Genomic DNA, 24,251 nt, shown 5'->3' with positions numbered 1-24,251 from the left:
TTCCTCTCTTTCTTTTAAAAATCAAATTTGATTAGACTTTAATGTTTCGAGCAACACTCAAAAACTCATATAGGATATTTCATCCTAATTTGCGTGCTTTAATCACACTAAGTATAGTATAACGTAACCATCATAAAATATGCTGTCACTTTTTTACAAAATGACAGCATGATATATTTAATAAATTTTATATTTAATTAAATTATTTACATTGTCTAGGATAACAATTTCTCATTACTTTTTCTCTAAATTCTAACATACAATCTGTTAATTTCTTAGCTTCCATTAAGCATTGACATGCAGCATATGCATGAGAACAACTTTCCTTCTGCATATTATGAATCGTTTCCACCATCTCATGCAGTTCACATCTCATATTTCTACAACTATCGTTACAATTGCATTCACAACTATTTTGTTCTTCATAACAATCCAACCATTCATTTATCATGCAATATAGTTCAGCAATTTTAGTATTGCACCCAATTCCATATTGGAGATGTCCTAACACTTCCTGTAAGTCTTTTTTCGCTTTGCAAAACTCTGCATCTGCTCCTTCCTCATACTGTAAAAGTTGATGCAATAAGCAATAAAACTCTTCATGGGACATACGTGGAGAACAGCAACTACTTTCTTCACAACCATAGTTCATATTCATATTACATCCACGATTCATCTCACAATCGCACTGAACTTCCTTATCACAACTCAATTCTTTCATACAGCCACATTCCATTTCTTTCTTGCAGCCACATTCCATTTCTTTTTTACAACCATGATCCATTTCTTTCATACAACCATAATCCATTTCTCTTCTGCAGCCATGATCCATTTCTTTCATACAGCCACATTCCATCTCTTTCTTGCAGCCATGATCCATTTCTTTCATACAGCCACATTCCATCTCTTTCTTGCAGCCATGATCCATTTCTTTCATACAGCCACATTCCATCTCTTTCTTGCAGCCATGATCCATTTCCTTCATACAACCACGATCCATTTCTTTCATGCAACCATGATCCATTTCCTTCATACAACCACGATCCATTTCTTTCATGCAACCATGATCCATTTCTCTCTTACAACCACAATCCATCTCTTTCTTACAACCATAATCCATTTCCTTCTTACAGTCGTATTCCATCTCTTTTTTGTGACCGCATTCATGACGCATAGTGTTACATGCCCCAGAAGTTGGATTCATCATAGTATGATTGTACATAGAACGCCCAGTACTGCTACCCAACGCATTATTTTTAGTATTACAACTCGTTTGGCATCTGTTACTTCGATTATACATAACTTACTCCTTGAAAGGATAAATACAATATATCTTATTCTAAAAGTATAAAAGTGTTATTCATTCTACCTTAAATCATCATATTTTTCAAAGAACGTCCAAATACAAGCATTTATTTTAAACTTTTAACCTAGTATTACATACAAATTTCAACATCACGCATAGATTATATATTAAATAAGTATTAGAGGTTCTATATGGTAAATCAAGAATACTGCGAACTTACCATGAAAGAAATTCTATCCATACTAAAACATACAAAATGGTGCCATCTGGGGGTAGTAGAAAACAATCAACCCTATATCGTTCCTATGTATTTTTCTTATGAACCAAAAGGTAATTATCTATTCTTTACACTATTTAGTTCTCGTAACGGAAAAAAGATGCACTGTATGGAACATAATCAGAAGGTATGTTTGGAATTTGAGCTCTTAAGAGAAAACTATTTTTTTAGTATTCTAGTAAATGGTACAGTAACAATATGCCCTCCTATTCATGAAAATTCTCTCCTAGAAGTTTCGTCAAATCATATAACGGGACGCTGTTATATGCTATAATTAGCATTCTTAGTTTTATCACAAGAAATAGCAGAGATAAATAACCTTTATTGTAAGGAATAATCCTTCAAAATCAGATTTATTCATCTCTGCTTCTAGTATGTTTTTTAAATTATTCGTTAATCGCATATGCTGCAGGTGCGCAGTAGGTACATGCTGTTACCTTGTTATAAAAGTACCAACGAAATGTTCCATACACAGTATTATTTGGAATCTCAAAAAATGTATATACATTACTCCATTCCGGCTGTACCTCAACAGTCAAGTTCTTCCTTAGTTCACTGACACTTATTTTTTCACTAGTAAAAAATTCAACTAGAAACTCAAACTCCGTTATTTCAATTGCTCTCATTGTCAACCCTACCATAAGAAACTTCTTACCACTGACATCAAAGAATAGGTCATAACCATCCTCTGCTGTATTTCCATCTCCCATAGTGATACTACAAGTGCGAAAACCATTTAATTCGAAATTATCATAGGTAATTGGCCCATCTCCAGAAAAAAATTCTGGTCCACCACTCTTCCCTGGTGCCCATTCTGGATTTCGTAATAAATTCTTAGCTTCGTTTGCCATGTTTTCCCGCTAACCTATATTAGAAATTTGTCATTCCTATTATATGACCTCATCCTATCAATGGTTCTCACTTATTGTAGTGCAAAATATAGATTTGGTATCAATATTATCTATATTACAAGCATAACCATCCTTCCAATCTGGCCATTCTTCTAGATAAATCGGAGCTCCCTTGTGCAAAGCCTCTACTGTAATAGAAATGTTATTTGGATTATGAAATCTCGTAAGTTCCAATATAAACGGCTGTCCCGTATAGAACCAGTCTCCAATAAGCTCACCATTGATAGAATAAGTAAGACTTTCACCAACAAAATCAAGGATTAAGTAGCATTCTTTTAAAGGTTCTTTTGTGTACTGAATGCTTATCTCATACTTTTTTTGATTATTCTTTTCTTTTATGCTTGATATCTTAGCAGTACATTCCGAATGCTTCACGCTTTGAATATATTTTGCAAAGCGTCCCTCCATACCAGCAAATTCAAAGCCATCTGGACATACTTTCAACTCTGGATATGACTTTAAATCCGAGTTGTTTTGATAACGTACTTCATACCCAGGCATTTGCTCCATAATTGTTCCGTCTGTAATAATAAGATAGTCTCTATCTAGTCGCACTTTCCATGCATTCTTTGCCTCTTCTCTCGAAATCCACAGTAGCGTGTCCTCCTTAATCTCACCCTCAATCTGAAATTGTGGTTCCCTGTCTCCATAAAAAACATAGGTTGTATTATCACCTTCTAATTTGCATAGGGGCGTTGCTAGGGCTGCGACTAAGGTTGCCTTCCCTATCTTCATATGAAAAGGATAGAAAAAATAATCTCTGTTTTTAACGGTGATAAGAGGAAACTGAATTGTCTCCTTTGGTAATTCTACTGTTAATCTTACCTCGGTATGCTCAGCCATCGTTTGATTTTTCTGATAATTATTCACAAAAACATAACCGCTCGTACCATTGTGTCTTACCGAAGTACGAAGCTTTGTTACATCAGAAGGGATAATTGGATTATCGATTGGTATAAACGCCGGCATCTTACATAACTCACTTCCAAAATCCTGAATAAACATGGCAAGTAGCTTTATCTCCTTGTAGGTTTCCGATATTTGTCCATACTCACGAATTGGCGCTGCAAAATCATAGGAGTACAGTGGCAAATCACTTGGATAGCCAGTTTCTTTTGATTCCTGAAGCGTTGTGAATTTACCCTTTGGATTAGTGCCACCATGATACATATAATACCCTAATAAATTTACTCCACAGCCAAGCTTCACCATCGACATCGCTCCGATATCTTTCGAATGGGCGATTGGACGACGATGTTTCGTTACTTGTAAACCTCCACCAAGCTCTGCAGTTAAAAATGGAAATTTTGTTAAATCATATGTAATTCCAGTACCAAAACCATAATCACTTCCTATATTATGATCGTTTCTCTCATAAGTAAAAATATAATTCCCGCTTGGTTCTATCTCTGTAATGCGCTGATCCCATGGAGCTTCACAATAACCTCCCATAACAGGTAACATACCTCCTGTCATTGCACCACCCCATCCAGTTGCAGTGTAATAAGGTACCTTAAAACCAATATCCTCTGCCATCTTTTTTAACCGTCGCATATGAGTTTCCCCGTCTTCTCCAGTTAAACCGCCTGCATGTCCATACTCATTTTCTATTTGTATGCCTATGATAGGGCCTCCATCTTTATGTAAATATCCTTCTACCTGTTCCAATAATTTTGTATAATATTTAAATACTTCATGGAAATACTCCTCGTTATTGGTTCTAACCTCAAACCCTTTGTGAAGCAGCCAATCCGGAAATCCTCCGTTACGAACTTCACCGTGACACCACGGCCCAATACGTAAAAACATCGTAAGACCGCAATCCATTACTGTCTTGGTAAACTCTCTTAAGTCCCTTCTTCCTGTAAAATCGTATTCTCCTTCCATCTCCTCATGATGAATCCAAAATGCATAAGTTGATACAATTTCAATGCCTCCAGCTTTCATCTTATATAGTGCATCTCTCCATAGTTTCTTCGGATACCTACTATAGTGGAATTCTCCCATCATTGGAAACCATGGCTGATTATTCTTTGTTAAGTACTCTGGTTTAAATCCATAATCCGTATAATTCATTACATCCTCCATAATAACTCTTGAACAAATTAGCATTCCTTCTATTTACATTACTTTATAATCTTCTTAAATAATTTAATTTTTAATAGCTTTCGTATACTATTTCCATAGTATTCGGTAAAGTATGAAAAGTGGTAAGAAAATTAGTTTTTGTATCAGATATTGGAATTAAAAAATCCGCATATTTTCTCTTCAATAACCGCATACTACCACCATATTGCAATAAATTCTATACAGTAATATACTGCTTTGAATTTATGAAAATAAAAAAAAGGAGAAGTTACAATGTCTATCATAAAAGTAATTATGGCTTCTTTTGCCTCCATCGTTGCATTATTTTTTCTATGTAAGTTTATTGGTTATCGGCAGATGTCACAAATGAGTTTATTTGATTACATTAACGGGATAACTATCGGTTCCATAGCCGCAGAGATGGCTACTGATCTTGAAAACCCGATATATCCATTAATCGCAATGATTATCTATAGTATCGTTGCTGTAGTTCTTTCAATTGCAACCGATAAGTGGCTTGGATTTTCCCGTTTTGTTAACGGTTACCCGCTTGTACTGCTAGATAATGATAAACTTTATTATGAAAATTTTAAAAAAGCTAAAATTGATATAGAAGAATTTCAAATACAGTGCCGTAACAGCGGTTATTTTGACATTACTGCAATTCAGACTGCTCTCCTTGAGCCTAACGGTACCGTGAGTATCCTTCCAAAAACTCTTCATAAACCAGCCACCCCAAAAGATCTTAATATCAAAGTACCACAAGAATACATGGTATTTAATCTAGTCCTTGACGGTATCATGATCGTATCTAATTTAAAGTTACTTGGACTCGATGAGGCTTGGCTAATAAAGCAACTAAAATCTCAAGGTTATAATGATTACCATGACCTCCTTTTAGTCACTTGCAATCACAAGCATGAAATCACAGCATATAAACGCTATAAAAAGGAGAATGCATCATAAAATACCTGTTATGATTCCTTTTTATCTCTTTCCATGCGGTATTGAAATCTAACATAGAATAACATATAACACAAATGGAATATTCCATCGAGTAGCGAACTACTCTTCTTTGGAATATTCCATTTTCTATCCCTCGCATTGTATGAAGTTTAAAAAGCCCTATGTTTTAATATCTAGAATCAAACTATCTTATCCTGCATAATTTAATAGTGCATCGTATATAATATGTGCGATTAAATTCGCCCCTTCTTTGTTCGGATGAAGACCATCTTCTTGGTAAAACTTCTGTATATTTTCTCCGGTTATTTCACCAAACGCTTGATGCACATCTATGAGATATACCTTATCGTTGGTTTCCTCTAGGTATTCTAGATACGGTAATAGTAGTTCTAAGTATTCTTCCTTGTGTTTTCGCCAAATACATTTTAGAATGGGAACTGGTTTACAGATGAAAATCTTTGCTAGTGGACTTACTTCTTTTATTGCATCTATTATCTTTTGATAATAGATTGGAAACTCTTTATGATAGGCAATCAAATTATTTTTTTCATCCTGAATTGGATGTATATCGTCCATCCCATCCTGTGCATCATTCGTTCCAAGCATAATAATATATATGTTTCCCTTAACACTTAGTGCCTGTGTAAACCTTTCTTGCCTAACATAGGGAAGCCCCATAATACTTCCCTCTATCGTTTTATTTAATACACAACTACAGGTTACACCTTGGTTATATACCTTATAGTCATTTCCTAATAAGTGTCCAAGAATGGATGGATAGGTTATCAGCGTTCCTTCTCCTAAGCCAAAACCTTCTGTAATACTATCCCCAATGCAGACCACCCTTTTTGTTTCCATGGTATTCTCCTTATTTTATCTTACTCGATACAGTTTGCTCTCATGAGGCTGTAAAATTGCACTAACTCTACCATTTACCAATCCAAGATTTTCTCTCTTCCATAGGTCTCTAAGTTCAGCGCTATGTAGTTCTACTTCTTCTAAATTAACAGATACTGTTCTAATACAGTCACTTAAATTAAATAATGCTAAATACTTACTTCCGTCAACATCCTCGCTTGTCCAAATTGCTTCCTTATCATTTCTATCAATTTGTCTTTCTCCAAAAGAATGTTTATTTAGGCGAAGTACTTCCTTATTTGTTAATAAGGATAACGTCCATTCATCATTTTTTCTGAGCTCTGCACCGAGAATGAGTGGAGACCTAAAAATACTCCATAAGGTAAGCATCGTCTGCTGTTCTTCCTTTGTGAAATTAGTCCAATGGCCAACTCCATCCGTTGTAATGCAGATTTGACCTAGAGGTAACATGTCACAATCTGGAAAGCAGCCCGGTGAAACATGTTTTTGCCATATCTCACAATAAGTAAACATCTCTTTTAATAAATCCCATCGATCCCAAAAATCATCCGTAATTCTCCACATATTTGCATTCCTTGATAAATGCCAAGATTTCTCAATCACCGCAGCTCCAGGAGATAAGCTTAGTACCATTGGTCTACCACAACTATCGATTGCCCTTCGAATCAACTCAATCTCTTTTTCTGCAGAATAAGGATTGTGTGGATAAGCATTTGTATTACAAATATCGTCTACCTTTACGTAATCAACACCCCAAGAAGCATACAGAGAAAAAATAGAATTATAGTATTCCTGTGCTCCTTCTTTCGTTGCATCAATTCCATACATATCGCTATTCCATCTACAAACAGAAGAAGAATGAGCTATTTGATCACAAGTAATTCTTGTCATACCGTAAACAGGTAGTTTTTTATGTACTGCAAGGCGCGGTACCCCTCGCATAATATGTATCCCATATTTAAGTCCCATTGCATGGATTTTGTCTGCGATAGGCTTAAAACCTAGTCCACCTTTCGCTGATGGAAAACGATTAATTGCAGGCATTTGTCTTCCATACTCATCCATTGTAAGTTCTGCGAATGCATTATAATCCCACCCCTTTGTTCCCGCCGATGGTTCTGACCATTGAATATCATTAATGACATATTCCCAGCCATACTCTTTCAGATGTTTCTCCATGTACTCTGCATTTCCAATCAAATCTGCTTCCGTGATAGCAGGTCCATAACAATCCCAACTATTCCACCCCATTGGTGGAGTTAAAGCCACATAGTCTTTTTTAAGCACCCTGTTACCTCCTATTTTTATTCGATCAATTCTAACATCCATCTTCCCATATAAAGATGCATAGGAAAGAAACATCCCTACAATCCTTTCCAATGGCTCTAAAACTGCTACATGCTTAGAATTATACACCTATCGAACATCTATGCCAATAGTAAATGGTACTCTCTACTTCTGAAATATTTTATCATTCTATGGAGTATACACTCACATTCTGTCGAGCCATGAATATTATGATACTAGAGAGCCAGGAAAACTTAGAACTTGCTCCGTTTATAATAGAAAGGAGTTATGTTATGAATCAATTTAAATCTGGAAATAACTTTTCAAAATGCAACTCTAAAGGCCATGGATCTCATTGCTGTTGTTGTAGACCTTGTCGCTGTTGGTGGTGTTGCTGTGATCATGATGACAAAGATAACTATGGTAAAGACGACTGCAAGGATGATTATGGCAAAGATGACTATGGTAAAGATCACTGCAAAGATCATTATGGCAAAGATGACTACGGTAAAGATCATTGTAAAAATGATTATGGCAAAGATGACTACGGTAAAGATCATTGTAAAGATGATTATGGCAAAGATGATTACGGTAAAGATCATTGTAAAGATGATTATGGCAAAGATGATAATAAGTGTAAACGACCATGTCGACCACATTGCCCATGCTGTAAACCTTCAAGACCTCCAAAACCTCCATGCCCTCCAAAGCATCCATGCCCTCCATGTGAATGCAAATTTGATAAATCGAATATAGGTTGGAACGGAGATACAATGAATGTATCAGATGTCTTAAAAGAAATATTTAATAATAAATGTGTGATTCCAATAGATATCTGTGGAACAGTTTTCATTAAAATTTGTGATCGTCTCTTTAAGCTCTGCTTTGACTTAGAACCTGTTGAAAAATGCCCTCACAAAGACGATGAGAAGTAAATTAGATAATCGATAAGATGCATATCAGTTTAAAAAAAGGAGGGATTTCCCTCCTTTTTTACTATGAATCAATTAGTTATAAAAATAGTTAATACACTATTATTTCACACTTATTCTACTCTCCACCTAGCTTATTCATAATGATAAATCCTACTACAGCACATGGAATACACAAAAGCCATTCAAATCCGGTTGGAAATCCTGGAAATATCTCTGCTACGGAACCTAACATAAATCCAAGTATCATCAAGTAAGTTGGCCTTTTATACTTATTCATTGCTTTCTCAAGTAATCTTGTGGTTAATAAAATACCAAGAATTCCGCCAATTCCTAATGGAATCAAATACGGTAGATAAACTCTTGAGATAGAATCCATTGTATTTTGATACATCCCCATGACTAATAGCATATAGGAAACACTTATTCCAGGTAAAATCAGAGCAACCGCTACGAAGATACCAGCCGCCATTAATAATAAGATTTCACTTATTCCTACATTTAAAGACACAGTAAATAAATTCTCTGGTAATCGTGCAATCCCAACGACCAATCCAATTCCTAATAATAGGTAGAAAACTGTGCTTACGGATAGTTTACTGACATCAGCTTTTTTTAATATAAACGGAATACCACCAGCTACAGCTCCTAAGAAGAAATATAGCGTTGGCATAGGATATTTCTCAATAAGCGCAAGAATTGGTTTCGCAAAAATGATCATCCCAAGAAGTGCACCTACAACAAAAGGAATCAGTACCTTCAGTGCTTTCCTTGGATGTTGAAAAAAACTACTTACTGATGATATTAAGGAATCATATATTCCAAGTAGCATAGCCATGGTACCGCCGCTTACTCCTGGTACAAGCATTGAGCCACCAACTATTACTCCTTTTCCTCCATCTCTCATAACACTTTTTACAAAACTTGTCTCGTTCTCCTGTTTGGATTCTTGCTTTCGATTCTCCATCTCTACCTCCTAAATCATTTGCCTATCCTAAGAACACTTTCTCCGAGCATGTTCCTAAAGTAATATATTATCATTTCATATTTTTTACAGCAATGAATTGAGATTAATCTTAACATTATATTAACAAACATGTTTATTAAAGCAATCATCCTATTATAGCAAAGTTATCAAAACCCATAATAAGCAATTAATCGATTATATTCTTCTTTGCATAAAGAAAGCAAGGAACCATGACGCTTTTTTCCTTCTCCTAAGTCATATTCCGATTTTTTCAAGATTCGAAAACTATCTGGATTCAAATCTTTAGAGAGTATTGGTAGATAACCTTTATGTTCTGCGAATTGATCAACCATCAGACACCATTCTCCTCTATTTGCTAGGTAAATGGCCGCGGGTCCCTCAACACCATGTAGACTTTCAAGCACAGGGATAGAAACCTTATGAAACGGACCAGATAAGTTTTTTCCACGATCACAGGAAATATTTTTCATTGTTTCATCCTTAGAAAATCGATAATAATAATCGCCATTTTTAATAATTGTGGTATCTATTATGTGATTTTCCCTCTCTATGTAAACCTCAGCCTCACTAAATGTTAAAAAATCTTTGGTCCTAACACTATAAATACGATGCTTTGGTTCTTTATCTCCTGATAAATTTACCATAGAGGCAAAGAATATAAGATAGTTTTTTTCTTCTTCATCGTAAATAACTTCCGGAGCCCATACACATCCAGCTTCTGCCACACCAACAGAAATTAATCTCTCCTTACTCCAATGAATTAAATCCTTAGACTCCCAAAGAAGAATAGACCTACTACCAACAGTGACAGCTTCTTGCCAACTCCGATGTCCTGCAATTTTTAAATCCGTTGCTATGATATAATAAGATTCTCCATCCACTGTACGAAATATAAAAGGATCTCTTACTCCTTGATCACCAATCGTGGAACATAAGATTTCCTTCCCCTTATGTAAATCTTTCCAATGCAATCCATCCTCACTGACTGAAAAGTAAACCTGCTCCCCATCTACTTCTTCTCCAACAAAATGAACCATGAGGTAACCATAAACATCCTTTGTATTATCCATTCTTATTTTCCTCACTTTTTAAGTAATCTCGCTAATGTTTATCCATATCCGTTTCTCCGATACCAGTTTGGTATATTGGTAAAGCATATGCTTTCGCTCTCTTTGTATCTTGATAAAAATCAGCAGAAGAAGTCTTTTTTAGGCTCTTTCTAACTTCTTCTCTTTTCTCTTTTCCCACATTGCCCACAGTACTCCAGCCACACATATTGAAGAATAGCAGCCACTAATTAAACCGAACAGCATCGGTAAGGTAAAGACCATGATGGAATCAATACGAAAGATAATTGAAGCAATTAGCATGATTAAAACACATACCGTGGTGGTAACAGAACTATTTACAGATCGATGTAGTGTCTGCGTATTACTTTCATTCATTAATTCAATCACATCTTGCTTTGGATTCTTTTTACGATTCTCTCTCACACGATCAAATATAACGATGGTATCGTTAATCGAATAGCCGATAATTGTTAATACTACCCCAACAAATGCATCATTTAAAGGAATACCAAATACGATAAAGGCAAAAAATACGGTTATTACGTCATGTACCAGTGCAAGTGTAGCAGTAATACCAGTTGCAAGCCCCGAAAAACGTATCCATACATAGATAATGATAAAAACAATGGATAACACTACTGCGATTGCTGCATTTTTTAAGGCTTTTGCACCAATATATGGCTCCACAACATAAGTTTGTGCAAGTTCTGCATTATGTTCATCGGAAATCCCAATTACAGCATCTGTTATTTTTTCTTGTTCTGCTACATTTAACCCGCTAGTACCTGCTAAGGTTATAATAATACTGCTGGAATCAGTAACCGTATCTTTGGTAACCTGAACTGTAATCGGTCGATCAGAAACCTCTGCCACTGTAGAGCGAACTGTTTCAGTGTCAATATTACCAGTAATGGAATACTCCAAAACAGCACCACCAGTAAACTGGGTATCCAGATGGACTCCCCTTACAATAACCCCGACAATTCCAATGATAAATACTACTCCAGAGATCATTAAGAATAACCATTTGCTTTGATATATTCTTAATACTTTTCTATCTTTTGCTTCACGGAAATATTTTGGATTGTTAAACTTATCCATCTCAAGGAAGGACAATAAAATCGTCTTTGATAAAAATACACCCACTAAAACATTGACAATCATACCGATTAATAGTGTATAACCAAAGCTTAACATAGCCCCGGAACCAAATATCATTAAGATTACTGCAACTACAGCTGTTGTCACATTACCATCCAAAACAGAGGAAAAAGCGTTCTTATAGCCATTGTAAATCGCAGAACGATATGTAACACCCTTCTTCACCTCTTCTGAGATTCGTTCGGAAATAATAATATTGGCATCTACTGCCATACCAACAGAAAGAATAATACCTGCAATGCCCGGTAACGTTAAAGTATACTGCGGTACGGAGATTGCCAGTAACTGTAACACCATCTGTAGAATTAGTACCAAACAGGCTACAAAACCTGGCAATTTATATAAACTAATCATGATAATACAAACAAATACAAATGCACAAGCACCCGCTACTAGCATTACGTTTAATGCATTATTACCTAAGGTAGGACTGATGGTACGAAAACTTGATGTAGTCAAAGAAAAAGGCAATGCTCCCGCATTAATCTTTTCAGACAAGCTTTTTGCTTCTTCAAACGTTTTTATGTGATCAATGATTGCTTTACCACCTGAGATTTTACTCTGCACATAAGGGGACGAAATTAATTCTTCATCCATGTAAATACTCATCTTTTTGTTAATTAATTTTCCGGTCGCCTCTTCAAATAGCTTTGCTCCTTCCTTATCAAAAGTCAGCTCTACCACATTTCTCACTTCTACATTCGAACTGATACGATTTGGAGTACTATTAATGATATGTTTTCCATCAATCAAGATATTTCCCTGTGGATCGCGAAAGCTAAGTTGTGCCATCTCACCAATTTCTTGGATTGCTTGTTCTGGATTATAGTCCTTCTCATCTGATTTCCAAGGGAAACGGACAATAATGTAGCCACCATCTTTATCTAGTGTAACTTCTCGATCCGTAATATACTTATTATCTAGACGTATCTCAATAATATCTCTAGCACTTTCAAGTTCTGCCGCCGTCGCTTTTCTGTCTAGTCCTTGTGGTTCAAAGATTGCTTCCACACCACCACGAATATCAATACCAAAACGCATCTTTTGAACACTTTTAAAATTATCTCCTAAACCAAAAATAGCTAATAACACTGAGAGTGCGATAATAACAAGACACGCAAAAAGCGTACCTTTTCCATGACGAATTTTTTTCGTCGTCTTTTTCTTATTGGATGAAAATGTATCCTTATAATTAGACATAACATACCTCACTATAATATGATTTTTCACTGAATACTGCCGCTAATTTATCCTTTTTTCCATCCGTCTTATGGATATAGGCTATCAAATCTAATGATAGATTTGTAATTTCTATAAATTTTTTACTGTTTCTAAGTCTACTATATAAATTGATAATGAGAAACAACGTTTGACTTAATAAAAGGCTTGTCCCAATATCAACAATTTTCTTTTGATCTAAATCATTTTCAAAGCAAATATCATTCTTATGATATTTTGAAATCATATCACTTGAATGATTGAACTGCTTAGATTTATCAACTATGTTTGATTTATTGCTTACATTTTTTAACACTTCGAGCTTTATTTTATATAACCTTCTTTGCTTATTTCCTTCCTTCGTAAGATCAGTATTTAACCTAAAGAATTTTGCAGACGAAAAAAAAGGATATGAACTACCATAAGGAGCAAATATCCCACTAATCAAAAAGAAAGCCGTTAAGGCTAATGCTGTTATCTTATGTAATTGTAACATTCCAACGCCCCCCATTGTGGCTTTCCAAATATATACTGTATATATAACATTAATTTTACTTAGGTACAATCCTTCTTAACTATCCTTAGCATAATCTTAACAAATAAAAAATTTGTGAAAGACACACTAATTACAATGGGGAGCAATGGAAATACAATATGTTGTCACTATATTAATAACTTCTTATTCTGTCATTACTATCGTCTGTAGTCTTCTCAATTGCTTTGATTATAGCATAATAGCCATAATCTTCTCTTACCTTAACAAAAACTCTATCCTCAACTTTATGTCCTAGAATAGCTTTGCCAAGAGGTGATTCGATGCTAATTAATCCTTGCAATGAATTCTCCCGTACGGTCGTTATTAACTTATACTTCTCAGTTTCACCATCTTCTTCAAAATAGATGGAAACTATATTATTAATCCCAACCTCATCTTCTGACGAATGGTCTTCAATAACTTCTGCTGTCTTTATCATTCTTTCAAGGTAACGGATTCTACTTTCGTTCTTGTTCTTATCTTTTTTCGCAGCATAATATTCAAAATTCTCGCTTAGGTCACCATGTGCCCTAGCTTCTTTCACTGCTTCGATTGCCTCTTTTCGTACAACTAACTTACGATATTCAATTTCTTCTTGCATTTTATCTATATCACTTTTCGTTAATCTATTATACATTTCAACCTCAATTCTTGTACGATTGTACCATGTAGCCACGACATCAACTTGTACATCAGCATTCTTTCAAAGTGATTTCTTTCATTTTTAGGATAATGCAACATCAAGTATCATCATGATTAAAAATCCTAATGCAAATCCAATCGTCGCTGTATTGGAATGCTCCCCGGTAGAAGCTTCTGGTAATAACTCTTCTACTACTACGTAGATCATAGCACCTGCAGCAAATGCCAGCAGATATGGTAATATCGGAATAATAATACTTGATAATAAAATCGTAATAGCTGCTGCTATTGGTTCCACAATACCTGATATCATACCATGTGCAAATGCCTTACTCTTACTACTCCCTTCACTCTTTAAGGGAAGTGATATAATTGCTCCTTCTGGAAAGTTCTGAATTGCAATACCAATCGCTAATGCAATAGCACCTGCTAATGTGATATCACTTTGATTAGAATATAGCCCAGCGAATACAACACCAACCGCCATACCTTCTGGAATATTATGAAGTGTTACGGCAAGCACAAGCATTGTTGACTTCTGTAAAGAACTCTTTCTACCTTCTGGTTCTCTGCTATTTAAATGTAAATGAGGTATAATACGATCCATTAATAGCAAAAATAATATTCCTAACACAAATCCTACTGCTGCTGGTAAAAACGCAAAACGCCCCATCTCCTCTGACATATCAATCGCTGGGATTAATAATGACCATACAGATGCTGCCACCATGACACCAGATGCAAATCCTAATAGAGATTTCTGCACAAGTGGCTTTATTTCATTCTTTAAAAAGAATACACAAGCAGCTCCTAATGTTGTTCCTATAAACGGTATTAAAATACCAAGTGTAATATACATACCCTTACTCCTTTCAAGGTCTCATAATTTAATTCTTATATTAATTATTTTATTTTTACTGTTATTCTTTTCTAGTTTAATTCTATTTTAATTCTATTTCTATAGCTACTCACTCTAATCACTACTTCACAAGACTTAAGCGTTACTCTCTATTATTAATAGCAACTACATAGGACAAAAGCATTCCTCGTTATAATGCGGCTAGTCTTTGCTCGATGCTTCTTTCCTCATTTCTAAGCGATACTAATAAGGACTCAATCTTGCTACAATATCTCGATATTTCATCTACATTAGACGCAAGCTTATCTCGCACATTCCAATCCGTGAATATATTGTCAAAGGCAATATCAAAAAATCGAGTACTTCCATCGATTTGATTTATATTAGAATCAAAAGCAATCTTCACATCCTTAAGTTCCTTTTTCATGCGATATGTTGCAGATTGCAATTGTGAAATAATTGCAGATGCATTATCAATCTTATCATACTTCACAAGGTCAGAGATTAATCCCCCTTTAAAAAAGGTATCATAGGTAGCCCAAGACTTCGCACTTTTATATTCGTCTAAAGCATTCTTAGCCAACTCAAACACTCTATGTGTCGCAGTAATTGCTTCCGAAAGCTCTTTCTTTTGTGCATAGAGTTTTTTTCTTACCTCATCTTCTTTTTGGGCTAATTCTATACCTTCTGGGTAATTATTACGTATCTCCTGCTTCTTAACTTTAAGTTCTTGCTCTTTATGAAATATCTCATTTTTGTAACGATTAACTTGCGCTTTTTGATCCTCTATTATTATGGTGAACTCATCATATTTTGCTTTTGCAGCAAGATACTCCTTCGTCTCTTTTTCATACTCCTTTTGATAGTTTCCGGATATTTTCTTAATTAATGTACCAATCGAGTTTTTCTCTAACTGCTTCACATCGTAATGTTCCCGATATAAATCATCCGTATATTTCGTTAGCTCTTTCTTTTTTAATTCCAATCCTTGTTCTTCTCTATACTTTCTTTGTTGTAAAACCTGTATTTCTTGTTCTATTTGCATCACTTCGTGGCACGCTTCTTGATAAGTCACAAAAAAACCTCCTTTGTAAACATCCTATTGTTTAGTTTACCGTAAGTACTATCTAATGTAAATATAGGATTCCAATATTTTGTAGTCCCCGAACCAGATACTTTATCTTATTCTTAAAGTATGCAAGTAAAACTTACTCTTTACTCGCCTCTTCTTTAATTCTATGATACAATATTTATCATAAACTAGCATATAAGATTTAATAGATTCAACAAGAATTGATGTAAACTATTTATGTAATGGTTTTAAAAAATTTGTAAACATGTGTAATTGTTTCAACATATTAATAGTGAATAACATGTGTGATGATTTCAACATATTAATAGTGTATAACATGTGTGAATGTTTAAATAAATAATAGTCAGTTTTAAATAATAACTTTTGCAAATTCGTAATACCAGAAAAAATATCTAGTACGGAAAGCAGGGATTCCTATGAGTTTAAAAACCGATTTTTCAGACTTCTCATCTCAAATGCCACCCTTAACAGAATATCCAAGGCCACTCTTAAAACGTACTAGCTATTATAACCTAAATGGATATTGGCATTACGCCATTACAAAAACAAATAAAATACCTAATTCCTATGATGGTAACATACTTGTACCATTCTCACCAGAGAGTGAGCTCTCCGGTGTAAATCGCCAATTAATGCCAGACGAGTTTCTTTGGTATCATCGAATAATACAAGACCCAAGAACAAATAACAGTAATCGAGTCTTATTACAGTTTGGTGCAGTAGATCAGACGGCTGATATCTTTATTAATAATTATCATCTATTTTCTCATCAAGGCGGTTATCTTCCTTTTAGTATTGACATTACCGATCAACTTACGGAAGAAGAGAATTCTCTGCTTGTTATGGTCACTGATGTAAGTGATAGCTCTTATCATGCTAGAGGAAAACAAAAGTTAGAATGTAGTGGCATGTTCTATACCGCTCAAAGTGGAATATGGCAAACAGTATTTATGGAATGTGTCCCGTCCACTTATATTCAAAATCTAAAGATTACTCCAGATATTGATACGAATTCTATTACTTTTGAATTAACTATCGCAGGTAATGACATGCCTTCCAATATGATGCATAGAAATACACTTCGTATCAGCAAGGGTTCAGCAAATCCCATCAAAAGCAGCGTATGTCAAGTCGATGATAGAGTAACTGAGCAGGAAGTCTTATTTACAAAAGAGTTTTCCCATCCCTCCTGCGTTACAATTAACTTACCTAAAGTGCATTATTGGACTCCCGAGGATCCGTATCTTTATGATGTTACCATAACCTATGGAAATGATGTTGTGGAATCCTATTTCGCTATGCGCAAGATTTCCATTGGTATGGATCAAAACCAAATACTGCGGTTATTTCTTAATAACGAACCTTATTTTCAGAATGGATTGCTAGATCAAGGATACTGGCCTGAAAGCTTATATACACCTCCCTCTGATGAGGCAATGATTTATGATATTACTATGGCAAAAGATCTTGGATTTAATCTGCTAAGAAAGCATGCAAAATTAGAACCTTCACGGTGGTATTACCACTGTGACCGACTTGGAGTTCTTGTATGGCAGGATTTTGTTAATGGCGGGAGTTCCTATCGTTCCTGGTTTGTTACCATTTTTCCCACTGTTTTTCCTCGTCTTGCTACGCTTATTAAGGATAACACCTATCGATTGTTTTCGAGAAGCGATGAGTTAGGAAAGGAAGAATTTCTGTCTGATATGAAACGTACGGTGGAGTATCTTTATAATCACCCTAGTATTGTAGTATGGGTTCCATTTAATGAGGGCTGGGGACAATTTGACAGTATAAAAGTTACTGAATACCTAAAAGGCCTTGATAACACTAGATTAATCGATACCGCAAGCGGATGGTTTGATCAAGGCTGTGGAGATGTTAGAAGCTTGCATATCTACTTCACTCCAATGCGCTTTCGCCCTAGTAATAGGGCACTGGTATTATCAGAGTTTGGTGGTTATACACTACGTATACCTTCTCATACCTATAGTGATTCCACTTATGGATATCGCCATTATAAAACATCACAGGCTTTAACCGACGCCATAGTTTCCGTTTATGAAAAGAAAATTATTCCTGGGATAGAAAAGGGATTATGTGCCGTGGTCTATACGCAACTTTCCGATATTGAGGAAGAGATTAACGGACTTATTACTTATGATAGAAAAGTTTTAAAAGTTGAGAAAGAACGTATTATTAAAATGAATCAGCTCTGTAAGAAGATGGCTTCTAACATCAAGAAAGATGATTAAGCATTCCTATTCCTGGACTAAAATTAAGACTTAGTATAAAACCCTCCTATTCCCTCTATAATTGAGACTTAATAAAAACGGAATATTCTACGGGTAAAGATTAATGCCCCATAAGAATATTCCGTTTCATAATTTTTTTACTTCTCTATCTGAATACTTTTATTATTATTTGACTAACTTATTGCTTAACCACATGCCCTATTCTTTCTCGATCATATTCGACTTTATAGGATGGTCGCTTTTTAAGCATAATGCATTCGGATTCATCAAGTGCAACCTTCACATGTTTACTAAATATGTTTCCGCACTGTTCGAGATTATACCTGGAAGGAAGATATTCTGGTTCGAGTGCACATGCCGCTCTAAAATGCTTCATTGCTCCCATTAAATCTCTTTTCTCTTTTAATATAACCCCCATCCAGTTATGGGGTTTTGCAGAGTGTGGGTACCTAATCATTGCTTCTTTAATCAGTATTTCACACTCATGAAACATATTTAGATTTAGAAACTTTCTTATTTGTTGACAATATTCTTGTAAGTCATAATTTTTTTCTTCCTCATTATCCTTCATCCTCTTCCCCTCCGAAACATTAAAAACTTTCTTATGGCATCCAATATAAGTTAACTTAAAATCCATCTTTAAGACATATTAGCTTTATTCAACTATACTTTTAACATCCGGTATCCAATGCCAACATGAGTTTGGATGTATTGCGGCGCCTGCGTATCCTTTTCAATCTTTTTCCGTAAAGTTGCCATAAACACCCGAAGCGATGCTACGTCATTATCCCAAGAGCTTCCCCATATTTCCTTAGTGATATAAGTGTGAGTTAGTACTTTGCCAACGTTTTTTGCAAGTAGGCATAGCATTTTATATTCAATCGGTGTTAGATGAAGCTCCATCTCGCTCATATAAACACAGCCTGCTGCATAATCGATCTTTAATTCTCCATTAATAAAAACAGATGCTTCATCTTCTGAAGTCGATTGAATATAAGTTAATCTTCGAAAAGTTACTCGAAGTCTTGCCAATAACTCTTCCACCGAAAATGGTTTGGTTAAATAATCATCTGCCCCTGCATCCAATGCCTCGATTTTATCCACATCTTCACTTCGCGCGCTAATAACGATGATAGGAATCTTAGACCAAGAACGTATCTTTTTTATTACCTCCGTACCGTCCATATCCGGAAGTCCTAGATCAAGTAAAATCACATCTGGATTGTATGAAATAGTCTCCATTATTGCACTTTCTCCATTTGCTGCGATTCGATATTTATATTCGTGCATTTCAATTGTAGTTGTAATAAGATTTCGTACCGCTTGATCATCCTCTACAACCAATATAAGTGATTTATTCATGTAAGTTTACCTCCTCGGATGGTAATGTGAAACGAAACACCGTTCCTTTTGGAATATTATCATGTACTGATATATCTCCCCCATGCGCTGTAATGATAGATTTGCATAATGCAAGCCCTAATCCTAGACTTCTTCTACTATCTGCAACTGTTGTATTCGCTGTATAGAACATATCAAAGACTTTTTCTTTTGCTTCTTTACTAAGGCCGTTTCCATCGTCTGCGATTTCAAATACAAGAAAAGGTTTTTCTTTTTTTACCGTCAGCATAATGTGAGAGCCAGCTGGCGTATACTTAATCGCATTATCTACTATATTTATAATTACCTGTATGATTAGCCTGGCATCCATTTTCGCAAGGAGAAAGTCCTCCTCTTGGATCACTTTAATGGTATGCTCTAAACTTTTTCTATTAATGTATTGAAGAGCCTCAGTTATTACCTCCTCAACAAGCTCTGTAGTAAACCTTAAATTCATTGTCCCGTCTTCGATGCGCGTTACAGAAAGTAGATTTTCCACCAAATTCATTAACCAAAGAGAATCGTCATAGATATCACTATATAGAATTCGTTTTTTTTCTATTGATAATGTTTCCTCATTTGATAATAGGACTCCAGCATTACCTGAGATACTCGTTAATGGAGTCCGCAAGTCGTGAGAAATGGAGCGTAACAAATTGGCTCTTAATTGTTCGTTCTTTGCAAGAATTTCGGCGTCTTCTCGTTCTTTTCGAATTCTCTCATTCTCAAGTGCAAGAGCACACTCACCAAGCATCGATAACACGATGCTATGCTCAAATGAATCCAGTGTGTCCCCATTCATTGCAATACCTAATACTCCATAAACATTCTCATTGACACGTATTGCTAGGTAAAAGCACTTCGCATTTCCAAGTGTACTCGTTGTTGCTCCGGCATGTTTATTATTTTTATATACCCACATGGCAACTGCTTTTTCATGCTCATTATAGTAACTCTCTCCCGATTCATCTTCTTTTCCTGAGAATACTATAGGTGTTTTTAAGCCCTCAGTATCTGCATCATAGAAAATGATATCCCTATGAAGTAACTTCGTTAATTGGTTGGCAATAACAGCAATAATTCCTTCCCTGTTCTTCTGTTTTTGAATTAGCTGATTCGTTTCTAATAGAATTTTAGTACGGTATGCTGTCTGAGCCGCCTGCTTTGCATGCTGTTTTATTTTTACTGCCAGAGAACTGGTGATGAAAGCGGATAAAAACATTATTAAAAAGGTAAACGGATATCCTCCATCATAAGCACTAAACGTAAATCGAGGAATCGTAAAAAAGAAATTAAAAACCAATACACTTACTATAGAGGACACTAGACTATATATTCTTTGTGTTGTTAAGATTGCAGTAATTAGTACGCTTAAGATATAAACCGTAATAATATTTGCTTCACTAAAACCAAGTTCATAGAATAGAAATCCGAGCATAGTGGCAAGCATTAGTATTACAATACTCTTTATCACATCTGAAAATACAAAGCTAAATTTTTGCTCTTTTAAATTCTTTGCTTTATAGAATGCAGTTTCTTTATCCGGAATAATATAGATATCCAAATTCGGTGCCAGGATTGTTAACCTTTCTGTTAATGAGGGCTTTCCAAAGAAATACTTGCGTCTTGCATTATTTCTTCCAACGACAACCTTGGATACTCCACTAATTCTTGCGAACTCTGATATCTGTAACGCAATATCATCACCGTAAACGGTTTCAATCGTTGCGCCTAACTGTTGAGCAAGACGCATATTTTTTTTCAATCTATTTTTATTCTCCTCACTAAGTACGGAAAAGTCAGGTGTTTCTACAAAAAGAGCAGTAAAGCTTCCCTTAAATGCATTGGCCATCCTTGCAGCTGTTCTTATTATCTTACCGTTGGTGGGAGCGGATGAGATACACACTAAAATATGTTCATCGGTAAAAAACTCTGTTCCTAAGGCAATTCGTTGTTTATCCGATATTTTATTTACACGGTCGGCACAGCGACGAAGCGCTATTTCACGTAGTGCCACCAGATTCTCTTCACTAAAAAAATTCCCTAATGCTTTCCTTGCTTGTGTTTCTTCATAAATATACCCATTATGAAGTCTTTCCATTAACTCAGTTGGCTCGATATCCACCAATTCCACCTGGTCAGCATCATCGAATACATGGTCAGGAATCCGCTCTCTCACTATAACCCCTGTAATGGTGGCTACGATATCATTTAAACTTTCTATGTGTTGTACATTTACCGTGGTATAAACATCAATTCCTGCCTTTAACAACTCTTCAATGTCTTGATACCGTTTTAGATGACGACAAGAGTCAGCATTCGTGTGTGCAAGTTCATCCACCAGTATAATCTGTGGTTTTCTTTTGATTGCTGCATCCAAATCAATCTCTTTTAGGGTGATTCCTTTGTGATTTACCTTTTGTACTGGTATGCATTCTAAACCTTCTAGTAACTTCGCGGTTTGAGGGCGTTTATGCGGTTCCACATACCCTACAACGACATCTTGCCCCTTACTCTTGGCAACATGTGCAGCTTCCAGCATGGTATAGGTCTTCCCTACTCCAGCTGCATAACCAAAGAATATCTTTAGATGTCCTCTGGTTACTTTCTTTTCCTGACCAAAAAAACGTCGTAACAATTCCTCTGGATTTGCCCGTTCCTCTTGCATAAACTCCCTCCCTTCCCATATTATTCACTATTATAGCTATTATTGTTATAATATATTTTTTGATAAAATGCTATCTCTTCTTTTCTCATCCATCATATCATTCTTTGTTTTAAGATAGTGTAAGAATAGCATAATAAGGGATTAAGATTGTGTAAAGATAGGATGTGAAACAAGACAATATAAGTTATCTAGTAAACGATTGGGACACTACTTAGGAGTAATTTTGTATCAATCATTATATTACTTATACTAGTCCTAGTTTTTTTATTTCAGTCCTTGTTTTTTTATTTCAGTCCTTGTTTTACTTTTTTCAGTCCTTGTTTTACTTTTTTCAGTCCTTTTACTACCTGTAACCTTTGTATTACTTATCATCCCATATAATCCATTCAAGTAAACTGGGTTATCTATTTATGTAACTATAAATATTACTAAGATAAAAAAATAGGAATAGATGGTAAAAAATATCACTCTACCACCTATTCCTACTGTCTTTCATCCTTAGGGATTTCTCTGAAATCACGTAACCATTTCGCTAGAAGGAATACTGATCTTCTTGCTTATCTTTCTTATCGATCAGTCCACATAATAGCGAACTTAATAATACTTTCTCCCTCGCACATAAATCATCTAATCTTACTGCTATATCCTCTAACATCTGCCTGTTTTTTAATAGGTTGTATTTCATTACTGTATTTCGCAACGTATAATAATCAGATTCTAGCTCTCCAAAATCAGAAAGTTTGACGCAGCCTTCTACTAGATATCCATTCTCTTGTAAATATTCCACACGCTGTTTCATCAATAACTTATGTTCATACAGTAGGTGAAATGGGCGAAAATCCACATCACCGTTAGAACATTTCAAGAACTTGTCACGAACTATCTCGATAACATGAAAACCAAAATCACAAGGTTGTTCGTATCTAACATCAAATGTTTCTTTAGACTCTATGTATCTTTCTAACCCATCCGCAATCTGCTTCACATTAATATAACTTTTTACTTCAGGATTTACTGATAGTACCCCAACATCCGTCATAAAATCATATCTGCTATCGATGGAACGATAGGACTGTTCAATTTCAGAAAATGGACATTCGACAAACACAAATTTTCCGTTCTGTAAATTATCTGCAAGATAAACAACATCCTTACCTAAATCATATCCATAGATAAAGACTTCATGTTCCATATGTTTTTTCTGATAAAACCACTGTGCTTCTTTGATATAAAATCGATCTACATACATAAACACATATTCATTGGCATTGATTGCTTCTATTATTAACTGCTTAATATTTCCTAAAAACCCCTCGGTAATAATGTATTTTGGAATAGTACGAAATGAAATCGATGGGCAATGGCTTAAGAACAGATGATGATTATCAAACGTTACGATGTTCCACCCTTTACTGTATCGAAGCTGAATAAAATTATTATGAATCCATGGAATCATACTCTCTGGTAATACTGAAAACAAAAGTCCGTACGCAGTATAACATGTAATACTTGGTTTTTTTGTTTGTAAAATTTTTTGCTCCATTAACCTATGCTCCTTTTGCTTATATTTTATCTTTTAGCTCTTTATATGCAATTCGCCTCTTATCTCTATTTTACCAAAATATGTTATTTTATTCAACATATTTACTTTATCTTCCTCTGTGATTTCAATATGGTACCGTAAAGTGAAATTTTAAATCAATATGGCAATTGGATCACTACTTATGTTTGGAGCA

General features: G+C 35.2%; 21 protein-coding genes. 4 read left to right on the top strand and 17 right to left on the bottom strand.

What is annotated here, in order from left to right; translation table 11 throughout:
* Positions 1-202: 202 nt before the first annotated feature.
* A complete protein-coding gene (locus CC92_RS21255; protein ID WP_034218362.1) occupies positions 203-1,300 on the bottom strand; it encodes a hypothetical protein in 1,098 nt (365 codons plus the stop codon).
* A gap of 197 nt (positions 1,301-1,497) precedes the next feature.
* Between CC92_RS21255 and CC92_RS21955 the strand changes: the two genes are divergently transcribed.
* Positions 1,498-1,857 (top strand): pyridoxamine 5'-phosphate oxidase family protein, encoded by a 360-nt coding sequence (locus tag CC92_RS21955; RefSeq protein WP_051650605.1) that lies wholly within the window; start codon positions 1,498-1,500, stop codon positions 1,855-1,857.
* 112 nt (positions 1,858-1,969) lie between these two features.
* On the opposite strand, the gene CC92_RS0119660 is transcribed toward CC92_RS21955, so the two are convergent.
* Complete coding sequence (locus CC92_RS0119660; protein ID WP_029501808.1) at positions 1,970-2,434, bottom strand: hypothetical protein; 465 nt, start codon at positions 2,432-2,434, stop codon at positions 1,970-1,972.
* 57 nt (positions 2,435-2,491) lie between these two features.
* Complete coding sequence (locus tag CC92_RS0119655; RefSeq protein ID WP_029501809.1) at positions 2,492-4,570, bottom strand: beta-galactosidase; 2,079 nt, start codon at positions 4,568-4,570, stop codon at positions 2,492-2,494.
* A gap of 285 nt (positions 4,571-4,855) precedes the next feature.
* Here CC92_RS0119655 and CC92_RS0119650 point away from each other — a divergent pair, with 285 nt between their 5' ends.
* On the top strand, positions 4,856-5,548 hold the full coding sequence (locus tag CC92_RS0119650; RefSeq protein ID WP_029501810.1) for a DUF421 domain-containing protein: 693 nt from the start codon (positions 4,856-4,858) through the stop codon (positions 5,546-5,548).
* 189 nt (positions 5,549-5,737) lie between these two features.
* Here CC92_RS0119650 and CC92_RS0119645 read toward each other — a convergent pair whose 3' ends face one another.
* Complete coding sequence (locus CC92_RS0119645) at positions 5,738-6,406, bottom strand: GDSL-type esterase/lipase family protein (protein WP_029501811.1); 669 nt, start codon at positions 6,404-6,406, stop codon at positions 5,738-5,740.
* A 15-nt stretch (positions 6,407-6,421) separates the two neighbouring features.
* Positions 6,422-7,843 carry a glycoside hydrolase family 27 protein gene (locus CC92_RS0119640; protein WP_330373310.1) on the bottom strand — a complete coding sequence of 474 codons (1,422 nt, stop codon included), beginning with the start codon at positions 7,841-7,843 and terminating at the stop codon, positions 6,422-6,424.
* Positions 7,844-8,007: 164 nt separating this feature from the next.
* Between CC92_RS0119640 and CC92_RS22880 the strand changes: the two genes are divergently transcribed.
* The gene (locus CC92_RS22880; RefSeq protein WP_197035817.1) at positions 8,008-8,649 is read left to right on the top strand and encodes a hypothetical protein; all 642 of its coding nucleotides are present in this window, start codon (positions 8,008-8,010) and stop codon (positions 8,647-8,649) included.
* A gap of 115 nt (positions 8,650-8,764) precedes the next feature.
* Here the strand turns inward: CC92_RS22880 and CC92_RS0119625 are convergent, their stop codons facing one another.
* From CC92_RS0119625 to CC92_RS0119590, 8 genes are all read right to left on the bottom strand, one after another.
* On the bottom strand, positions 8,765-9,613 hold the full coding sequence (locus tag CC92_RS0119625; RefSeq protein WP_051650606.1) for a DUF368 domain-containing protein: 849 nt from the start codon (positions 9,611-9,613) through the stop codon (positions 8,765-8,767).
* A gap of 167 nt (positions 9,614-9,780) precedes the next feature.
* Positions 9,781-10,704, bottom strand: a complete 924-nt coding sequence (locus CC92_RS0119620; protein ID WP_029501815.1) for a glycoside hydrolase family 43 protein — start codon at positions 10,702-10,704, stop codon at positions 9,781-9,783.
* Between the two features lie 31 nt (positions 10,705-10,735).
* Positions 10,736-10,882 carry a hypothetical protein gene (locus CC92_RS22740; protein WP_155998262.1) on the bottom strand — a complete coding sequence of 49 codons (147 nt, stop codon included), beginning with the start codon at positions 10,880-10,882 and terminating at the stop codon, positions 10,736-10,738.
* A complete protein-coding gene (gene secF, locus CC92_RS0119610; RefSeq protein ID WP_197035816.1) occupies positions 10,843-13,065 on the bottom strand; it encodes a protein translocase subunit SecF in 2,223 nt (740 codons plus the stop codon). Before secF ends, CC92_RS22740 begins: the two co-directional genes overlap by 40 nt.
* Positions 13,058-13,579, bottom strand: coding sequence for a hypothetical protein (locus CC92_RS0119605; protein WP_029501817.1), 522 nt, complete (start codon positions 13,577-13,579; stop codon positions 13,058-13,060). The genes secF and CC92_RS0119605 overlap by 8 nt, the downstream gene beginning before the upstream one ends.
* Before the next feature lie 172 nt (positions 13,580-13,751).
* Positions 13,752-14,255, bottom strand: coding sequence for a GreA/GreB family elongation factor (locus CC92_RS0119600; RefSeq protein ID WP_029501818.1), 504 nt, complete (start codon positions 14,253-14,255; stop codon positions 13,752-13,754).
* Between the two features lie 87 nt (positions 14,256-14,342).
* The gene (locus CC92_RS0119595) at positions 14,343-15,119 is read right to left on the bottom strand and encodes a ZIP family metal transporter (RefSeq protein WP_029501819.1); all 777 of its coding nucleotides are present in this window, start codon (positions 15,117-15,119) and stop codon (positions 14,343-14,345) included.
* Positions 15,120-15,309: 190 nt separating this feature from the next.
* Positions 15,310-16,194 carry a hypothetical protein gene (locus CC92_RS0119590; RefSeq protein WP_029501820.1) on the bottom strand — a complete coding sequence of 295 codons (885 nt, stop codon included), beginning with the start codon at positions 16,192-16,194 and terminating at the stop codon, positions 15,310-15,312.
* A 434-nt stretch (positions 16,195-16,628) separates the two neighbouring features.
* Here CC92_RS0119590 and CC92_RS0119585 point away from each other — a divergent pair, with 434 nt between their 5' ends.
* The gene (locus tag CC92_RS0119585) at positions 16,629-18,467 is read left to right on the top strand and encodes a glycoside hydrolase family 2 protein (protein WP_029501821.1); all 1,839 of its coding nucleotides are present in this window, start codon (positions 16,629-16,631) and stop codon (positions 18,465-18,467) included.
* Positions 18,468-18,645: 178 nt separating this feature from the next.
* Here CC92_RS0119585 and CC92_RS21250 read toward each other — a convergent pair whose 3' ends face one another.
* The 4 genes from CC92_RS21250 to CC92_RS0119565 all read right to left on the bottom strand — a co-directional run bounded on the left by CC92_RS21250 (position 18,646) and on the right by CC92_RS0119565 (position 24,058).
* Positions 18,646-19,038 carry a hypothetical protein gene (locus tag CC92_RS21250; protein WP_029501822.1) on the bottom strand — a complete coding sequence of 131 codons (393 nt, stop codon included), beginning with the start codon at positions 19,036-19,038 and terminating at the stop codon, positions 18,646-18,648.
* Between the two features lie 92 nt (positions 19,039-19,130).
* The gene (locus tag CC92_RS0119575; RefSeq protein ID WP_029501823.1) at positions 19,131-19,829 is read right to left on the bottom strand and encodes a response regulator; all 699 of its coding nucleotides are present in this window, start codon (positions 19,827-19,829) and stop codon (positions 19,131-19,133) included.
* Positions 19,822-22,515 (bottom strand): sensor histidine kinase, encoded by a 2,694-nt coding sequence (locus CC92_RS0119570; RefSeq protein ID WP_029501824.1) that lies wholly within the window; start codon positions 22,513-22,515, stop codon positions 19,822-19,824. Before CC92_RS0119570 ends, CC92_RS0119575 begins: the two co-directional genes overlap by 8 nt.
* Before the next feature lie 532 nt (positions 22,516-23,047).
* Entirely contained in the window at positions 23,048-24,058 is a 1,011-nt protein-coding gene (locus CC92_RS0119565) for a hypothetical protein (RefSeq protein WP_029501825.1), read from the bottom strand.
* Positions 24,059-24,251: the final 193 nt, after the last annotated feature.

Source organism: Lachnoclostridium phytofermentans, assembly GCF_000733755.1.
GTDB lineage: Bacteria > Bacillota > Clostridia > Lachnospirales > Lachnospiraceae > Lachnoclostridium > Lachnoclostridium phytofermentans_A.
The sequence above is the reverse complement of the archived record's forward strand: the minus strand, read 5'-3'. Positions and strand labels throughout refer to the sequence as shown.